This is a genomic window from Pseudomonas fluorescens (assembly GCF_902498065.1).
Lineage (GTDB): Bacteria > Pseudomonadota > Gammaproteobacteria > Pseudomonadales > Pseudomonadaceae > Aquipseudomonas > Aquipseudomonas fluorescens_BJ.
This window is the reverse complement of sequence record NZ_CABVIR010000004.1, coordinates 409,109-425,425: the sequence shown is the minus strand read 5'-3', so window position 1 is coordinate 425,425 and position 16,317 is coordinate 409,109. Positions and strand designations below refer to the sequence as shown.

Here is a 16,317-nt window from a genome sequence, read left to right as displayed (position 1 = left end):
GAGCTTATCGCAACAGCGTTAGAACACCGACTGAATTTTCACCCCGGCGACCAGCGCGTTATCGACTTCATCCACACCGCCCGGGTGAGTGATGTACTGCAGGTTGGGACGCACGGTCAGCCAGTTGGTAACGTGGAAGCCGTAGTTGATCTCGTAGTTGTACTCGGTGTTACGCAGTGGCGAGAACGCTGGATCCTGATAGTCAGTGACATTGTTGGAGGCGTTGACCAGCTCGGCGTTTTTCTTCACGTCATCGTTGACATGGATACGGGCGGCACCGATACCAACGTCATCTTTCGGACGGGCATCGAACGGGCCTTTGTACACCAGCATCAGCGACTGGTAGTTGTCGACGATGTTGGTGTCCTTGTCGTGGAACGTGGCGTTGGCCGAAACGGTCAGGCCGCGGCTCTTGTCACCGTTGTGGTCGGTCAGCTGCTGCTGCGCCACGAACCAGTACCCGGACTTGCTGCTGTGGCTGCGGTAAGCGTTGCCGCTGGTGGCCGCATCAGCACCGTTTTCGTCTTCACGAACGTCATCGGCCTTGGCCGTGCTTTTGTAGTAACCGACACGGTATTCGCCCGGCAGGTTGTTAGGGTTCGGCAACCACACCAGTTCGACCGGCAACACGGTGCCCTTGGTACCACTGCCGCTGAGCTTGAAGCCGTTACCGTGCTCCAGTTGCGACGGGTTCTGGTTGTACGCGCCGATCTGCGCATAGAACTCAGGCGAGATGTTGTACTTCACGCGGACCGCCGCCTGGCTAACCGGCCAGTTGTACCAGATGTTGGTCGCCCAGTTACCCACCTGGGAACCGCAGAACGCCAGGTTCTGGAACTCGCACGGGAAGGTGTTGAAGTCTTCGCCTTCACCGAAGTAACCGGCCTTTACGTCCAGTTTGCCGTCGAGGAACTGGTGCTTGATCCACAACTGGGTCAGACGGACCATATGGCCACGACCGTAGACTTCCTGGGAGGAACTCAAGGTGCCGGCACGCGGGTCGCCGACACGGTCATTGGAGATGTTTTCGCCGTTACGGTTGGTCAGCTGGATCTTCGCCTGGGTGTTATCCCAGCCCCACAACTTTTGCAGGTCCAGAGCCACGCCCAGGCCAAACTGGTCGGCGTAACGCGCCGTCTTGTCGTTGTTGTAGCCGCCGTGAAGGTTGCCGCCCACTTCACCGACGTAGTCCATCTTGATGTCGATACCCTGCTCGATCAGCTTGGTCCGCTCACCACCCCAATCGCCGGTCATCCATTCGGAATCGGCGCTGAACGCGTCAGCCGCGTGCACGCTACCGGCCAGCATCATTGCCGCAATCGCCGACAACTGGCAGATAAGCTGAGCGTTTTTGTTCTTCTTCATCCCTACATCCTCGTTTTATTGTTATTAACTGTTTTTATCTAACGCGGTTACATCAGTTGCGAAGAGCGACAGGCCGCTCAGCGCATATCCCCCTGTGGGACCAGGCTTTTGTGGGAGCTGGCCTGCCGGCGATGCAAACGACTCGGTTTAACGTCGAACCGATTTGATGCTATCGCTGGCAGGCCAGCTCCCACACAACCCCATTCCCACCTTTGATCTTCAGCGGCCCTTGAACTGGGTCACGTTGGCGCTGTGCACTTCGGTTTTAGGCAGACCGGCCACCCCCAGGCGCTCCCCGGTCTTGGCATCGAACAGCAACACTTTCGATGGATCGAATTGCAGCGTCAGGGTCTCGCCCACGGCCGGTGCGACGTCCGGCGCCAGGCGGCAGCAGACTTTGGTGTCGTTGAGATTGACGAACACCAGCGTGTCGGGACCGGTCGGCTCGGTGACCTGGACTTCGGCGCGAATGGTCGGCAAACCGTTCGGCTCACTGCCCGCCAGCACGATCTGCTCCGGGCGCATGCCGAGGATCACTTCGCGGTCTTCCAGGCCGGCGTCCTGCATGCCCAACGGCAATTCGCAACGCGCCTGACCGCTGTCGAGCAGAGCCACCAGGCGTCCGTCCTTGCGCTGCAAACGCAGAGGGATAAAGTTCATCGGCGGCGAACCGATGAAGCTCGCGACGAACAGGTTGGCCGGGTTGTTGTAGATGTCTTTCGGCGTGCCGAACTGCTGGATGATCCCGTCCTTCATCACCGCCACCTTGTCGCCCAGCGTCATGGCTTCGATCTGGTCGTGGGTCACGTAAACCGTGGTGGTTTTCAGGCGCTGGTGCATCAGTTTCATTTCGGTACGCATCTCGACGCGCAGCTTGGCGTCGAGGTTGGACAGCGGTTCGTCGAACAGGTAAATCTTCGGCCGCCGCGCCAGGGCACGGCCCATCGCCACGCGCTGTTGCTGACCACCGGAGAGCTGACCGGGTTTGCGGCTCAGCAGGTGCTCGATCTGCAACAGCTTGGCGACGCGGGCGACTTCTTCGTCGATTTCGGCAGTGGGCATTTTGCGAATCTTCAGGCCGAAGGCGATGTTGTCGCGCACGCTCATGGTCGGGTACAGCGCGTAGGACTGGAACACCATGGCGATGTCGCGATCTTTCGGGCTCATGCCGCTGATGTCAGCGTCATCCACCAGAATCGCGCCGCCGCTGATGGTTTCAAGTCCCGCGATGCAGTTCATCAGCGTGGATTTACCACAGCCCGACGGGCCGACCAGAATCAGGAACTCACCGTCATCGATCTTCAGTTCGATGTTTTTCAGGGTGTCCGGCAAACCGGCGCCGTAGGTTTTGTTGACGTTGCGTAATTCGAGAGTTGCCATGTTTCTACCCCTTGACCGCGCCGGACGTCAGCCCACGCAGGAAATACTTGCCAGCGAATATGTAGACCAGCAGTGTCGGCAGCCCGGCGATCATCGCGGCGGCCATATCAACGTTGTATTCCTTGGCCCCGGTGCTGGTGTTGACCAGGTTGTTCAGGGCCACGGTGATTGGCTGCGCATCGCCACTGGCGAAGACCACGCCGAACAGGAAGTCATTCCAGATCTGGGTGAACTGCCAGATCAGGCAGACCATCACGATCGGGATCGACATCGGCAGCAGGATCTTCCAGAAAATCGTGAAGAAGCCCGCACCATCCAGGCGAGCCGCCTTGACCAGCGCATCCGGAATGCTCACGTAGTAGTTGCGGAAGAACAGCGTGGTGAACGCCAGGCCATAGACCACGTGCACCAGCACCAGACCGGTCGTAGTGTTGGCCAGGCCGATCTTGCCGAGGGTGAACGAGGCTGGCAGCAGCACCGTCTGGAACGGCAGGAAGCAGCCGAACAGCAACAGGCCGAAGAACAGTTGCGAACCGCGGAAGCGCCACATCGACAGCACGTAGCCGTTCATTGCACCGATGAAGGTGGAGATAAGGACAGCGGGCACCGTGATTTTCACCGAGTTCCAGAAATAGCTGCCGACACTGTCCCAGGCCTTGATCCAGCCGATACCGTCAATCACTTGCGGCCAGCTGAGCAAGTTGCCGGTGCGGATGTCTTCCGGGGTCTTGAAACTGGTCAGCAGCATCACCACCAGCGGGATCAGATAGACCGCAGCGGCCAGCAGCAGCGTGGCGTAGATGGCGACGCGGCTGAAACTCAAGGCGGGTTTGCCAAGTTGATTACTCATGGCGTTTGCCTCGCAATTCGGAGTACAGGTACGGCACGAGGATGGTCAGCACGGCACCGAGCATCAGCATGGCGCTCGCCGAACCAATGCCCATCTGGCCACGGCTGAAGGTGAAGGAATACATGAACATCGCCGGCAGGTCGGACGAGTAGCCAGGACCGCCCGCGGTCATCGCCGCCACCAGGTCGAAGCTCTTGATCGCGATGTGCGCGAGGATCATGAAGGCGCTGAAAAACACCGGGCGCAGGCTCGGCAGGACGATCTTCAAATAGATGGTCGGCAGGCTCGCACCGTCGACTTGCGCGGCACGGATGATCGATTGATCGACACCGCGCAGACCGGCCAGGAACATCGCCATCACAAACCCGGAGGCTTGCCACACGGCGGCGATTACCAGGCAGTAAACCACGCGATCCTGATCCACCAGCCAGTCGAGACGGAAGCCTTCCCAGCCCCAGTCACGCAGCATTTTGTCCAGGCCCAGGCCTGGGTTGAGCAGCCATTTCCACGCGGTACCGGTGACGATCATCGACAGCGCCATCGGGTACAGGTAAACGGTGCGGATGAAGCCTTCCTTGCGAATGCGCTGGTCCAGCAGCACCGCGAGAAACACGCCCAACACCAGGCTGATGCCGATGAACATGCCGCCGAAGAGCGCGAGGTTCTTGCTCGCGACCCACCAGCGATCGTTGTCCATCAGGCGGATGTATTGCTGCAGGCCGACCCACTTGTAGCTCGGCATGAAGCTGGAATTGGTAAAGGACAGTACGAATGTCCAGATGATGTAACCGTAGAAACCAACCAACACGATGAGCATGCTTGGCGCGAGTACCAACTTGGGTAACCAGCGTTGCAGCGCATCGAACGGTGAGGCTTTGCTGAAAACCGCCACAGAGCTCATCGGGATAATCCAGGTGAAGAGAAATGAATCGACACGGTGATCCCTGGTGGTAGCTGGACCCTGTGGAAGCTGGCTTGCCTGCGATGGCATCGACACGGATCGAAGTTAAAACCGAGTCGCTTGCATCGCGGGCAAGCCCGCTCCCACACAATCCCATTCCACCCGGGAACAGGTTGTGTCAGGGATTACTGGGCAGCTTTGACAGCCGACGCCAGTTGGGCAGCGGCCTTGGCCGGGTCAGCATCCTTGTCGTTCATGAAGTTGGTGACCACGTCGAAGATCGCGCCTTGCACAGCCAGGGAAGTGGCCATGTTGTGCGCCATGCTCGGTTGCAGGCCGCCGGTCTTCTCGTCCGCCAGGAAGTCCTTGGCGGCGGTTTGAGCGCAGGCGTCGAAACCGAGCTTGTCCATCTCGTTCAGCATGTCGGTGCGAACCGGAATCGAACCCTTGTTGATGCTGAAGACTTTCTGGAAGTCCGTGCCCAATGCAACTTTTGCCAGGTCTTGCTGGGCGGCGATGTCGCCCTTGCGATCAGCTTTCAACTTGAATACAGCCATCGAGTCGATGTTGTAGGTGAAAGCTTTTTCGGTGCCAGGGAACGGCACGCACTGGTAGTCCTTGCCGGCGACTTTCTTCGCCGCAGTCCATTCGCTTTTCGCCCAGTCGCCCATCATCTGCATACCGGCCTTGCCGTTGATGACGTCGGCGGCAGCGATGTTCCAGTCACGACCGGCGCGGTTCGGGTCCATGTAGCCGGTGAGTTTTTTCAGCTCGGTGAACGACTTGGTCATCTCGGCACCCGAGAGGGTTTTCTGATCCAGGTCTACCAGTGCTTTTTTGTAACCATCGGCGCCCATGACCGAGAGCACCACGTCTTCAAACACGGTGCTGTCCTGCCAAGGCTGGCCACCGTGGGCGAGCGCGATGAAGCCGGCGGCTTTGAGCTTGTCGCCGGCGGCGTAGAATTCTTCGAGGGTGGTCGGGGCTTTGTCGATGCCGGCTTTCTTGAACACTTGCGGGTTGATCCACAGCCAGTTCACACGGTGAATGTTCACCGGAACGGCGACGTAGTCACCTTCGTACTTGACGGTGTCGGAGACTTTCTTCGACAGCAGCTCATCCCACTTTTCCGACTTGGCGACGTCTTTCAGGGTGTCGGTGCTGAGCAGGCCTGTGCTGCCCCACTCCTGGATGTCCGGCCCCTTGATCTGGGCAACGCCCGGTGGGTTACCGGCGACTGCACGGCTTTTCAGTACGGTCATGGCCGTGGAACCGCCACCACCGGCGACTGCGCCGTCCTTCCAGGTAAAGCCGTCTTTTTCGACCTGAGCCTTGAGGACATCGACCGCTGCTTTCTCACCACCCGACGTCCACCAGTGAACAACTTCCACTGAACCTTTGGAATCGGCGGCAAGGGCACTGAGGGGAAATGCACTGAGGGGAAGCAGCGACGCGAGAGAAACGACAGTAGCGAGGCGAGAAATCGCATTCATCTAGAAGTACCTTTCTTGTTGTTATGCATGCAAGTCTGGTGCTTGCGCTGCATTGGATTTTAAACAGGAGTCATCCCCTCGCAGGTAACGAAGGGACGCGTGAATGTCACCGCATGGTTACATAGAACCGCTCTGGGACGAGCTCGCCAAGGCACTGGCCATGCTTGGCGCCAGCGGCAGGCGCGGAATCAGAATGGCTTGCCAGGCATGATAGAGGTCGGGTTTACCGGCCCAGATATCAGCGCTCGGGCGGTTCTGCGGATCGAGTTCGTGGTACCAACTGCCATCCCAGCGATCGATAAAATGACTGTCACAAAATTCCCAGAACAGTCGGTACCAGCGTTCGTATTGCGCCTCTCCGGTGCGTTTAAGCAGCGCGCTGGCGGCGGCGCTGGCCTCGCAATGGGTCCAGTGCAAACGATGGCGAACCACCGCCCGATTGTCCCAATCGAGGGTGTAGACAATCCCGGGCAGCCCGTCGACATCCCAGCCGTGACGGCAGTTATGCTCGAAGAGTTTTTGCGCGTCGGTGGCGAGCCAGCCCGGCGTCAGCATTCCGGCCTGTACCCGCGCGGCTTCGAGGTGCAGCAGCAGTCGCGCCCATTCGAAGCCGTGACCCGGCGTGGTGCCGTAAGGGCGAAAACCGTCCGCCGGGTTGTCGTGGTTGTACTCGCGCAACGGCTGCCAGTCGCGGTCGAAATGCTCGACCACCAGGTAGTCGTTGGCGGCGGCGTGACCATGAATTACACGCTCGACAATCCGTTGCGCGCGACACAACCAACGGTTGTCTTCAGTGACATCGGCCAGCGCGAGGAAGGTTTCGGTGGCGTGCATGTTGCTGTTGGCGCCGCGATAACGTTCCTCTTCACGCCAGTCGCGGTTGAAGGATTCGCGCATCGCGCCCTCCTCCTCGCTCCAGAAATGCGTGTCGATGATGTTGATTGCGTCATCGAGCAAGGCTTGCGCGCCGGGACGTTGCGCGACCACGGCGGAACTGGCGGCCAGGGCGACGAACGCGTGCAGGTACGCCGCTTTGCCGGTGTTGTCGTCAAGAGCATGCGCGGCGGCGAACCAGCCGCCATGTTCGGCGTCACGCAAAGGGCCACGGAGGGCGTTGATGCCGTGATCCACCAGCTCGGCGAAACCCGGCAGACCCTGGATGTGCGCCATGGCGAAGCTGTGGGTCATGCGCGCGGTATTCATGGTTTCGGCATGGGCGTTGGCCGGGAGCCGGCCTTTTTCATCGAGATTGCCAAAGCCTTCAGGGAGCTTCGACGCCTTGGCAAACGCCAGCAGGCGCAGACCTTCGGCGGCGAGCCATTGCTGATGGGCCGGTGCGTTCAGCCAACTGCTGAAGGCGGGTTGGAAGGTGTCCATGGGGTGCCTTTTTTGTTGTTATGACTGCGGGCAGTCTAAACAACGGGCGGTGGCGGGCTTGTAACGAAGGGGGCGAGTTATGTCACCGAGTTGTGACATTCATTTCGAAAAATTTGTTGATAGATCTGACGCCATCGCGGGCAAGCCCGCGCCCACAGGTCCTGCGGTATTCTCGCGGCCGATGCGATACCTGTGGGAGCGTGGTTTGCCCGCGATGGCCTCGACGCGGTCTGACTATTCAACACTACGCGGCAACTGCAACGTCACCCGCAATCCACCTTCACGCAGGTTTTGCAGGCTGACTTCCCCGCCATGGCTATGGGCAATGTTGCGCGCAATTCCCAACCCCAACCCATACCCCTGCTGCTGCCCGGCCAGACGGAAGTGCGGCTCGAACACCTGCTCCAGCCGCTGCTCCGGCACGCCCGGCCCTTCGTCATCGACATGCAGGACGAACGCATTCTCGTCGTCATCGATGTGCAGGTGCGCGTTCTGCCCGTACTTCAAGGCGTTGTCGATCAGGTTGCCGATGCAGCGCTTGAGCGCCAGCGGCTTGCCGGGATACGCCGCCAGCGCCCGGCCCTGCTGGGTCACGCGACCATTGCCATTGGGCGCCAGATACGGCTCCACCAGGCAATCGAGCACATGATTGAGGTCCACCTGTTCGATGTTCTCGTGAATATCGGTGTCTTTCACGCATTGCAACGCGCCTTTGACCAACAGCTCCAGCTCATCCAGATCACGACCGAACTTGGCTTGCAGCTTTTCGTCTTCGAGCAATTCGACACGCAGTCGCAAGCGGGTAATCGGCGTGCGCAAATCATGGGAGATCGCGCTGAACAACTGGCTGCGTTCAGTCAGGTAACGGCTGATACGTTCGCGCATCGCATTGAAGGCGCGCCCTACTTCAACCACTTCACTGCCGCCGCCCTCCGCCACCGGCTCGACCTCAGCACCGAGGGACATGTCCCGCGCCGCCCGCGCCAAGCGCTTGAGAGGACGACTTTGCCAATGCACCAGCAGGCCGATGAACAACAACAAAAAGCCGCTGGTGAGGACGATGAACCAGACTTGCTGCGCCGGCAGGCCTTGCTCTTCAAGGCTGGTGTAGGGCTCGGGCAACAGCGAGGCGATGTACAACCACTCGCCCGGCGCCATCTGGATTTGCGTGACCAGCACCGGCGGATTTACCGGTTCCAGCGTCAACGCGTAATGCGCCCAGGAACGCGGCAGCTCGTCGAGTTTCAGGCCACCATTGAAGATCCGCAGGTCTTCGGGACTGACGAAGGTCACCGAGATATCGGTGTCCTGCCCCAGCGACTGGCGCAGCACTTCGTCCACGGCTTTGAGCACCGCCTCTTTACGCGGGGTGACCGGCAGCACTTGCATGCCCAGGGGTTTGTCGTTGAGGGTGACCACGAAACGGGTGCCACCCATGCTGCGCAACTGGTCAAGCACCAGTGGCCGGAACGCCACCGGCAACGAGCGAAAATAACTGACGCTGGCGGTCATCGAATGCGCGAGGCTGCGGGCGCTGGTGACCAGGCCTTCCAGCTGAGTGGCGCGCAGTTGCGAGACCCAGATCACGCTCGACAACGCCTGGGCGAACAACACCGCCAGCAGCGTCAGCAGCAACATCCGCCCGAGCAGCGAACGCGGAACCGGAACCTTTGCCGCGAGCTTGCGCAAAACCTCAGTGACCATTGCTGGCAACCACATTGGCTGCCAACTGATAACCGCTGCCGCGCACGGTGCGAATCAGTCGCGGCGGTTTTTCCGTGTCGCGCAGGCGTTGGCGCAAACGGCTGACCGCCATGTCGACGATCCGGTCCAGCGGCATCAGATCGCGGCCACGGGTGGCATTGCCGATGGTGTCGCGGTCGAGGATTTCCTGCGGGTGATCGAGGAACAGTTTCAGCAGGGCGAAATCGGCGCCGGAGAGAATCACTTCTTCGCCGTCGATGTGGAACAGCCGATGACTGACCACGTCCAGGCGCCAGTCGTCGAAGGCCAGCACTTCACTGCCGGATCGTTCCTGACCGAATTGCGCACGACGCAACAAGGCTTTGATTCGCGCCTGCAATTCGCGGGGGCTGAAGGGTTTGCCGAGGTAGTCGTCGGCGCCCAGCTCCAGGCCGATGACGCGGTCGGCTTCGTCGGAGCTGGCGGTGAGCATGATGATCGGCACTTGCGCCTGACGCGGGTGCTGGCGAATCCAGCGGCAGAGGCTGAAGCCGTCTTCGTCGGGCAGCATCACGTCGAGGATCACCAGATCGCTCGGCGCCTCGTTCAACGCCTGGCGGAAACCGGCGCCGTCGGGCGTGGTACGCACCTGGAAACCCGCGCGGGTCAGGTAGGTGTCCAGCAACTCGCGTATCTCTTGATCGTCATCGACCAACAAAATCGACTTGTTGACTGAGCTCACGGGGCGGCGTCCTTGTTGTTTGAATTGGGCGGATTATGCCTGATCGATCGTGAATCCATGTGTCTGTGAGGGTTCCATCGCTGGCAAGCCAGCTCCCACAGGTCTTGTTCACATTCTGAAAATGTTACCAATCCTGTGGGAGCGGGCTTGCCCGAGATGCAGTCGGCTCGGTTTCAAGCCTGGTCGAGCGCCACACCCGCGCCGACAAGGCCGGAGTACGGCGCCGTCACCAGCCAAACCGGTATCCCCTTGAAGTAATTGCTCATGCAGCCCTTGTCGGCAAAGCACCGGGCAAATCCGCTTTCGACAAAGAAATCGGCAAACCGTGGAATCACCCCGCCAACAATGTACACACCACCGCGTGCACCGGTGGTCAGCACGTTGTTGCCGGCCACGCGACCGAGCCAGCAGCAGAACTGCTCCAGCACTTCGAGGGCAATCGGATCACCCGCCAGACCGGCCGCCGTAATGGCTTCCGGCGTTTCGAGCACAGGCGTGTGACCGTCCACCGCGCAGATCGCCCGATAGACTCGCGGCAAGCCGCCGCCGCTCAACGCTGTTTCAGCGCTGACATGCCCAATCTCGTTGAAAATGTGTTGCCACAGTTGAGTTTCCCGCGGGCTGCTCAACGGCAAATCGACGTGACCGCCCTCGCCCGGCAACGCGGCGAAGCGGCCCTCGCCCAAGTCAAGCAAAGTGCCAACGCCCAGGCCAGTGCCAGGGCCGATCACCACCGCCGGTCGCAATGGCTCCGGCGTACCTTCACAAACCACGCGGAATTCGCCCGGTTGCAAACGGGTCATGCCCAGCGCCATCGCCGAGAAGTCGTTGACCAGCAGCAGTTGATCGACCTGCAAGGTCTGGCAAAACGCTTTGCGGCTTAGGCGCCAATGATTGTTGGTGAACTTGAATTCATCGCCGCTCACCGGGCCGGCCACCGACAGGCACACCGAACCGATCGAACCCAACGCCAGACCGAGCCCGCTCAGGTAGAGCGCAATCGCCTCTTCCGGGCTGGCATGGTCCGCCGTCGCCAGCACCTGGACCGATTCCAGCTGCTGGTTTCTCCACAACGCGAAACGTGCGTTGGTCCCACCGATGTCACCGACCAAAGCCAGTTTCAATTAAGCGTCTCCAGGGCAGAAGTAAAGGCGCTGGCGCCCTGCTCTGCGGAGCTGAAGGCCATGCGCATGAAACCAAACAGCTCGCGACCGCTGCCAATGTTGTTGCCCAACAAGCCCTTGGCAGGTTCGCGCGCGGCGAATTCGGCGGCGTCCACCTTAAGCTCCAGGGTGCCTTTGACGCCATCGACGCGGATGATATCGCCCTCTTGCACGCGCGCCAAAGCGCCGCCCACATACGCTTCAGGGCTGACGTGAATCGCCGCCGGGATTTTCCCCGAGGCGCCGGACATGCGCCCGTCAGTCACCAGCGCGACTTTGAAGCCGCGATCCTGCAGCACGCCGAGGAACGGTGTCATCTTGTGCAGTTCCGGCATGCCGTTGGAGCGCGGGCCCTGGAAGCGCATCACCGCGACAAAATCCTTCTCCAGCAAACCGGCCTTGAACGCATCGGCCAGATCCTGCTGATCCTGGAACACCATCGCCGGTGCTTCGACGATCTGGTTTTCCAGTGCCACTGCCGAGACTTTCATCACCCCGCGACCGAGGTTGCCTTCCATCACCCGCAAGCCGCCCTCAGGCGAGAACGCACGCGCGACCGGGCGCAGGATGGTTTCATCGAGGCTGTCGGTCACGCCTTCGCGCCAGACCAGTTCGCCGTTATCGAGGAATGGTTCCTGGGTATAGCGGCTCAGGCCGTGGCCCAGCACGGTGTTGACGTTTTCGTGGAGCAGCCCGGCTTCCAGCAGTTCGCGGATCAGGAACGACATGCCGCCCGCGGCCTGGAAGTGGTTGATGTCGGCTTTGCCGTTCGGGTAGACGTGGCTCAGGGTCGGCACGACTTCGGAGAGGTCGGCCATGTCCTGCCAGGTCAATTGAATACCCGCGGCCATGGCGATGGCCGGCATGTGCAAGGTGTGGTTGGTCGAACCGCCGGTGGCGTTCAGTGCCACGATGGAGTTGACCAGAGAACGCTCATCGACGATTTCGCCGATTGGCATGAAGTTGCCATTCTGTTTGGTCAGGCGCGTCACTTGATGCGCCGCTTCGCGGGTCAGGGCATCGCGCAGTGGCGTGTTCGGGTTGACGAAAGACGAGCCCGGCAAGTGCAGACCCATGACTTCCATCAGCAGCTGGTTGGTATTCGCGGTGCCGTAAAAAGTGCAGGTGCCGGGGCTGTGATAGGAATTCATTTCCGATTCCAGCAGCTCTTCGCGGCTGGCCTTGCCTTCGGCATAGCGCTGGCGCACATCGGCTTTCTGCTTGTTGGAGATGCCCGAGACCATCGGCCCGCCCGGCACGAAGATCATCGGCAGATGACCGAAACGCAGCGCGCCCATCATCAGGCCCGGGACGATCTTGTCGCAGATGCCGAGCATCAGCGCGCCGTCGAACATGTTGTGGGAAAGGGCAACCGCGGTGGACAGCGCGATCACTTCACGGCTCGGCAGGCTCAGTTCCATGCCCGGCTCGCCTTGGGTCACGCCATCGCACATGGCCGGGGTGCCACCGGCGAACTGGCCGACGGAGCCGATTTCGCGCAGGGCTTTTTTGATCTGTTCGGGAAAGACTTCGTACGGCTGATGCGCCGAGAGCATGTCGTTATATGACGAAACAATCGCGATGTTGGCGGAGTTCATCATGCGCAGGCTGTGCTTGTCCTCGGTGCCGCAACCGGCCACGCCGTGGGCGAAGTTGGCGCATTGCAGCTTGCCGCGCATCGGACCGTCGCTGGCCGCACCGCGAATGAGCGCAAGGTAAGCCTCGCGGGTTGCGCGGCTGCGGGCGATAAGCCGTTCGGTGACCTCAAGGACGCGGGGATGCATGTGTTGAACTCCAGGCTAACGGATGTGGCGACCTGATTGTCTATGCTGAACAAGCGCCGTTGTTGATGGGATGACAGACGGCTTTCTTGATCATTCGGACCAGTTGATTCAGGTCGCTCGTTGTAGATTGAACAAAATATTGCCATTAAAAAGGCTTGTTTTCTATTTTTATGCGAATAATCTTGTAATTCCAACAACAAAACGACGGCGGCCCTGTTAAATGACTCTTCGAATCGCAATCAATGGTTTTGGCCGTATCGGCCGCAACGTCCTGCGCGCACTGTATACCCAGGGCTACCGTCAGGACCTGCAGATCGTTGCCATCAACGACCTCGGTGACAGCTCGATCAACGCTCATCTGCTCAAGTACGACACTGTTCACGGCACGTTCGATGCCGATGTGCAGCACGATCAGGAAAGCCTGACCGTCAACGGCGACCGTATTTCCGTCAGCGCCATTCGTAATCCGGCCGAACTGCCTTGGGCCGCTGAAAAAATCGATGTCGTCTTCGAATGCACCGGTTTGTTCACCGACCGGGCCAAAGCCGCTGCGCATATTACGGCCGGCGCACGGAAAGTGATCATCTCGGCCCCGGCCAAAGGCGCCGACGCCACCGTGGTTTATGGGGTTAACCACGACATACTGCGCCAATCCCACCAGATTATTTCCAACGCCTCGTGCACCACCAACTGCCTGGCGCCGGTGGCTCAGGTGCTGCACCGCGAACTGGGCATCGAAAGCGGCCTGATGACCACGATTCATGCCTACACCAACGATCAGAACCTGACCGACGTCTACCACACCGACCCGTACCGCGCCCGTTCGGCCACTCAGAACATGATCCCGAGCAAGACCGGTGCAGCGGAAGCGGTCGGCCTGGTGCTGCCGGAACTGGCGGGCAAGCTGACCGGGATGGCCGTGCGCGTTCCGGTGATCAACGTGTCGCTGGTAGACCTGACCGTACAGCTCAAGCGCGAAGCGTCGGCCGATGAGGTGAATGCGCTGCTGAAAGAAGCCAGCCAGCATTCGAAGATTCTGGGCTACAACACCCTGCCGCTGGTCTCCAGCGACTTCAACCACAACCCGCTGTCGTCGATCTTCGACGCCAACCACACCAAATCCAGCGGCAAACTGCTGAAGGTGTTGGCCTGGTACGACAACGAATGGGGCTTCTCCAACCGCATGCTCGATAACTGCCTGGCGCTGTGCAACGCCGAGTAAGTAAAGCTTACGAGTAGGAGCTGCCGCAGGCTGCGATCTCTTGATCTTGATCTTTTCGGGATTGCTGAAAATCAAGATCAGAAGATCGCAGCCTGCGGCAGCTCCTACAGGTATTGCGTCGTTCATTACGTCCTGGAGCAGCACCCATGATCGGTATCAGCTTCACGCAAAAGACCGTGGCGGCGCGCAAGCGTATCGCCCTGGTCGCCCATGACCACTGCAAGGTGTTTTTGCTGGAATGGGCCGAGCGGCACAAAGACAAGCTCGCGCAACATGAACTGGTCGCCACCGGCACCACGGGGTTGTTGTTGCAACAACGCCTCGACCTGCCGGTGGAAAGCATGATCAGCGGCCCATTGGGCGGCGATCAGCAGCTCGGCGCGCGAATCGCCGAACAGCGGGTCGACATGCTGGTGTTCTTCTGGGACCCGTTCGAACCACAGCCACACGACCCGGACATCAAGGCGTTGCTGCGGGTCGCGGCGGTCTGGAACATTCCGGTGGCCTGCAACGAATGCAGCGCCGACTACCTGCTCAGCAGTCCGCTGATGGAGCAGGCTCACTCACAGCGCATCCCTGATTACGCGACTTATTTGCTGGGCCGAGCATAAACCTTCACAAATCAATACTTGACCACTCAAGAGGATGATAAGCATTATCATTCGCTCGAAATGGATCAGGTTATCCCGTGAGTCAATCGCGCTTCAATCACGTCTTCATTGCCCAGCGGGTTTCGTTGCTGCGCACGTTGGAGCGGATGGTCAACAATCACAGCACCGCCGAAGACCTCCTGCAGGAGACCTACCTGCGCGTGACCCGAGCCCTCGGCGAGCGCGCCATCGATCACCTTGAACCCTTCGTTTTCCAGACCGCCCGCAACCTGGCGCTGGACCATTTGCGTGCGCGGCGCATTCAGTCCCGGACGATGCTCGACGACGTCCCGCCGGACGTGGTGGAAAGTATCGCCGCTCCCGCCAGCAGTGCCGAGGACGCCGCCCATGCCGAACAATTGCTGGAGCGTTTGAACGTGAGCCTTGGTGAGCTCAGTGCCCGCCAGCAGCAGATCTTCATCCTCAGTCGCCTGCACGGGCACAGCTATCTGGAGATTTCCGAGAAACTCGGTGTGTCGTTGAGCACCGTGCAAAAGGAGTTGAAGCTGATCATGGCCATCTGCATCGGTGTCGCCGAGCGGTTAAACGGCGACTGAGCACGCCACGCTTTGCTACCCTTGCCCACTTTCAAGCTTCACTAAAAAAACAGCCGTGCAAAGACACTGCCGAGGAAACACCGTGACGGACACCCACCGCTCTCCTCCGCCCTCCCCGGCGCGGGACGCCGCAAGCGCGATGGACCAGGCTTTGGACTGGCTGATCGTGTTGGGCAGTCCGAGCGAAGAACAGACTCGCCAGTTCCAGGCATGGCTGGACGCCGACCCTTTGCATGCGCAAGCGTTCGCCAAGGCCCAGGCCATCTGGGACGGCCCGCAAGTTGTGCAATGCGCGCAACACCTGGCCGCGCTGCCACCCAAGGTCACCGTGCTGTCCCGCCTGCGCCCGCACTGGAAACCGTTGGCCACCGCTGCCGTGTTGATCCTCGGCCTGTTCAGTTTCAGCAACCTGCCGCTGCGTCTCCAGGCCGATCACCTGACGGTGGTCGGTGAACGTCAGCGCCTGCAACTGGAGGACGGCTCGAAGGTCCTGCTCAATACCAATTCAGCATTCTCCAGCACCATCAATGATCAACGGCGTGTCGCCCGCTTGTATCAGGGCGAAGCGTTTTTCGACGTGCCGGCCCATCTCGGCCAGCCATTGGAAATCGATGCCGGCCCGGTGCAGGCCAGCGTGCACGACACGGCGTTCACCGTGCGTTACCTCGATGGCGTCACCCAGGTTCGCGTGCAGCGCGGGGATGTCGATTTACGCGCGACTCGCGACGACGCGCGGATCCGCTTGTCCGCCGGCGAGAGCATCCGCATCGGGCCCAACGGTTTCGACCGGCCCGCCAAGCTCGATGCCGCGACCGACCTGGCCTGGGTCCAGGGCCGACTGGTGTTCGAGAACTGCCCGTTGAGCCAGGTGCTGGCAGAGCTGCGACGCTACTACCCGGGCTGGATCATCAACACCAACGAACAGTTGGCGGACGTAGCCGTAACCGGCAATTACCGTCTCGACCAGCCGCTGGACGTAGTCCGCTCGCTGGCGCACATCACCTCGGCACGGCTCCAGGAATTCCCCGCGCTGGTGATCCTGAACTAAATGAGAATTATTTTTACTCGATAGCGGAAGCCCGTACGTCTCGTTATAGCCAATGCAATTGATTCGCATCTCCGGATGCCAATCAGCACCTATAAAGATTCG

Annotated in this window: 14 protein-coding genes; 4 read left to right on the top strand and 10 right to left on the bottom strand. The window is 60.3% G+C overall.

What is annotated here, in order from left to right; genetic code table 11:
• Window positions 1-18 precede the first annotated feature (18 nt).
• From F8N43_RS17870 to edd, 10 genes are all read right to left on the bottom strand, one after another.
• A complete protein-coding gene (locus F8N43_RS17870) occupies window positions 19-1,365 on the bottom strand; it encodes a carbohydrate porin (RefSeq protein ID WP_150634018.1) in 1,347 nt (448 codons plus the stop codon).
• Between the two features lie 219 nt (window positions 1,366-1,584).
• Window positions 1,585-2,745 (bottom strand): ABC transporter ATP-binding protein, encoded by a 1,161-nt coding sequence (locus F8N43_RS17865; RefSeq protein ID WP_150634019.1) that lies wholly within the window; start codon window positions 2,743-2,745, stop codon window positions 1,585-1,587.
• Window positions 2,746-2,749: 4 nt separating this feature from the next.
• Window positions 2,750-3,595 (bottom strand): carbohydrate ABC transporter permease, encoded by an 846-nt coding sequence (locus F8N43_RS17860; RefSeq protein WP_064679357.1) that lies wholly within the window; start codon window positions 3,593-3,595, stop codon window positions 2,750-2,752.
• Complete coding sequence (locus F8N43_RS17855) at window positions 3,588-4,496, bottom strand: carbohydrate ABC transporter permease (protein ID WP_150634020.1); 909 nt, start codon at window positions 4,494-4,496, stop codon at window positions 3,588-3,590. The genes F8N43_RS17860 and F8N43_RS17855 overlap by 8 nt, the downstream gene beginning before the upstream one ends.
• A gap of 185 nt (window positions 4,497-4,681) precedes the next feature.
• Window positions 4,682-5,989 carry an ABC transporter substrate-binding protein gene (locus F8N43_RS17850; RefSeq protein WP_150634021.1) on the bottom strand — a complete coding sequence of 436 codons (1,308 nt, stop codon included), beginning with the start codon at window positions 5,987-5,989 and terminating at the stop codon, window positions 4,682-4,684.
• A gap of 117 nt (window positions 5,990-6,106) precedes the next feature.
• Complete coding sequence (locus F8N43_RS17845; RefSeq protein WP_150654103.1) at window positions 6,107-7,366, bottom strand: AGE family epimerase/isomerase; 1,260 nt, start codon at window positions 7,364-7,366, stop codon at window positions 6,107-6,109.
• Between the two features lie 234 nt (window positions 7,367-7,600).
• Window positions 7,601-9,070: an ATP-binding protein gene (locus tag F8N43_RS17840; RefSeq protein WP_150634023.1), complete on the bottom strand. Its 1,470-nt coding sequence runs from the start codon at window positions 9,068-9,070 to the stop codon at window positions 7,601-7,603.
• A complete protein-coding gene (locus F8N43_RS17835; protein WP_150634024.1) occupies window positions 9,060-9,791 on the bottom strand; it encodes a response regulator in 732 nt (243 codons plus the stop codon). The genes F8N43_RS17840 and F8N43_RS17835 overlap by 11 nt, the downstream gene beginning before the upstream one ends.
• Before the next feature lie 173 nt (window positions 9,792-9,964).
• Window positions 9,965-10,915, bottom strand: a complete 951-nt coding sequence (locus F8N43_RS17830; protein WP_150654102.1) for a glucokinase — start codon at window positions 10,913-10,915, stop codon at window positions 9,965-9,967.
• On the bottom strand, window positions 10,912-12,738 hold the full coding sequence (edd, locus tag F8N43_RS17825; protein ID WP_150634026.1) for a phosphogluconate dehydratase: 1,827 nt from the start codon (window positions 12,736-12,738) through the stop codon (window positions 10,912-10,914). Before edd ends, F8N43_RS17830 begins: the two co-directional genes overlap by 4 nt.
• Window positions 12,739-12,958: 220 nt before the next feature.
• Between edd and gap the strand changes: the two genes are divergently transcribed.
• From gap to F8N43_RS17805, 4 genes are all read left to right on the top strand, one after another.
• On the top strand, window positions 12,959-13,960 hold the full coding sequence (gene gap / locus F8N43_RS17820; protein ID WP_150634027.1) for a type I glyceraldehyde-3-phosphate dehydrogenase: 1,002 nt from the start codon (window positions 12,959-12,961) through the stop codon (window positions 13,958-13,960).
• Between the two features lie 146 nt (window positions 13,961-14,106).
• Entirely contained in the window at window positions 14,107-14,571 is a 465-nt protein-coding gene (locus F8N43_RS17815; protein ID WP_150634028.1) for a methylglyoxal synthase, read from the top strand.
• 77 nt (window positions 14,572-14,648) lie between these two features.
• Window positions 14,649-15,167 carry an RNA polymerase sigma factor gene (locus tag F8N43_RS17810; protein ID WP_150634029.1) on the top strand — a complete coding sequence of 173 codons (519 nt, stop codon included), beginning with the start codon at window positions 14,649-14,651 and terminating at the stop codon, window positions 15,165-15,167.
• An 82-nt stretch (window positions 15,168-15,249) separates the two neighbouring features.
• Window positions 15,250-16,215, top strand: coding sequence for a FecR family protein (locus F8N43_RS17805; protein ID WP_150634030.1), 966 nt, complete (start codon window positions 15,250-15,252; stop codon window positions 16,213-16,215).
• Window positions 16,216-16,317 lie beyond the last annotated feature (102 nt).

Excerpts from the sequence above, each read along its gene's own strand:
- F8N43_RS17870 (WP_150634018.1), bottom strand. The coding sequence starts at position 1,365 with ATGAAGAAGAACAAAAACGCTCAGCTTATCTGCCAGTTGTCGGCGATT.
- F8N43_RS17865 (WP_150634019.1), bottom strand. The coding sequence starts at position 2,745 with ATGGCAACTCTCGAATTACGCAACGTCAACAAAACCTACGGCGCCGGT.
- F8N43_RS17860 (WP_064679357.1), bottom strand. The coding sequence starts at position 3,595 with ATGAGTAATCAACTTGGCAAACCCGCCTTGAGTTTCAGCCGCGTCGCC.
- F8N43_RS17855 (WP_150634020.1), bottom strand. The coding sequence starts at position 4,496 with ATGAGCTCTGTGGCGGTTTTCAGCAAAGCCTCACCGTTCGATGCGCTG.
- F8N43_RS17850 (WP_150634021.1), bottom strand. The coding sequence starts at position 5,989 with ATGAATGCGATTTCTCGCCTCGCTACTGTCGTTTCTCTCGCGTCGCTG.
- F8N43_RS17845 (WP_150654103.1), bottom strand. The coding sequence starts at position 7,366 with ATGGACACCTTCCAACCCGCCTTCAGCAGTTGGCTGAACGCACCGGCC.
- F8N43_RS17840 (WP_150634023.1), bottom strand. The coding sequence starts at position 9,070 with ATGGTCACTGAGGTTTTGCGCAAGCTCGCGGCAAAGGTTCCGGTTCCG.
- edd (WP_150634026.1), bottom strand. The coding sequence starts at position 12,738 with ATGCATCCCCGCGTCCTTGAGGTCACCGAACGGCTTATCGCCCGCAGC.
- gap (WP_150634027.1), top strand. The coding sequence starts at position 12,959 with ATGACTCTTCGAATCGCAATCAATGGTTTTGGCCGTATCGGCCGCAAC.
- F8N43_RS17815 (WP_150634028.1), top strand. The coding sequence starts at position 14,107 with ATGATCGGTATCAGCTTCACGCAAAAGACCGTGGCGGCGCGCAAGCGT.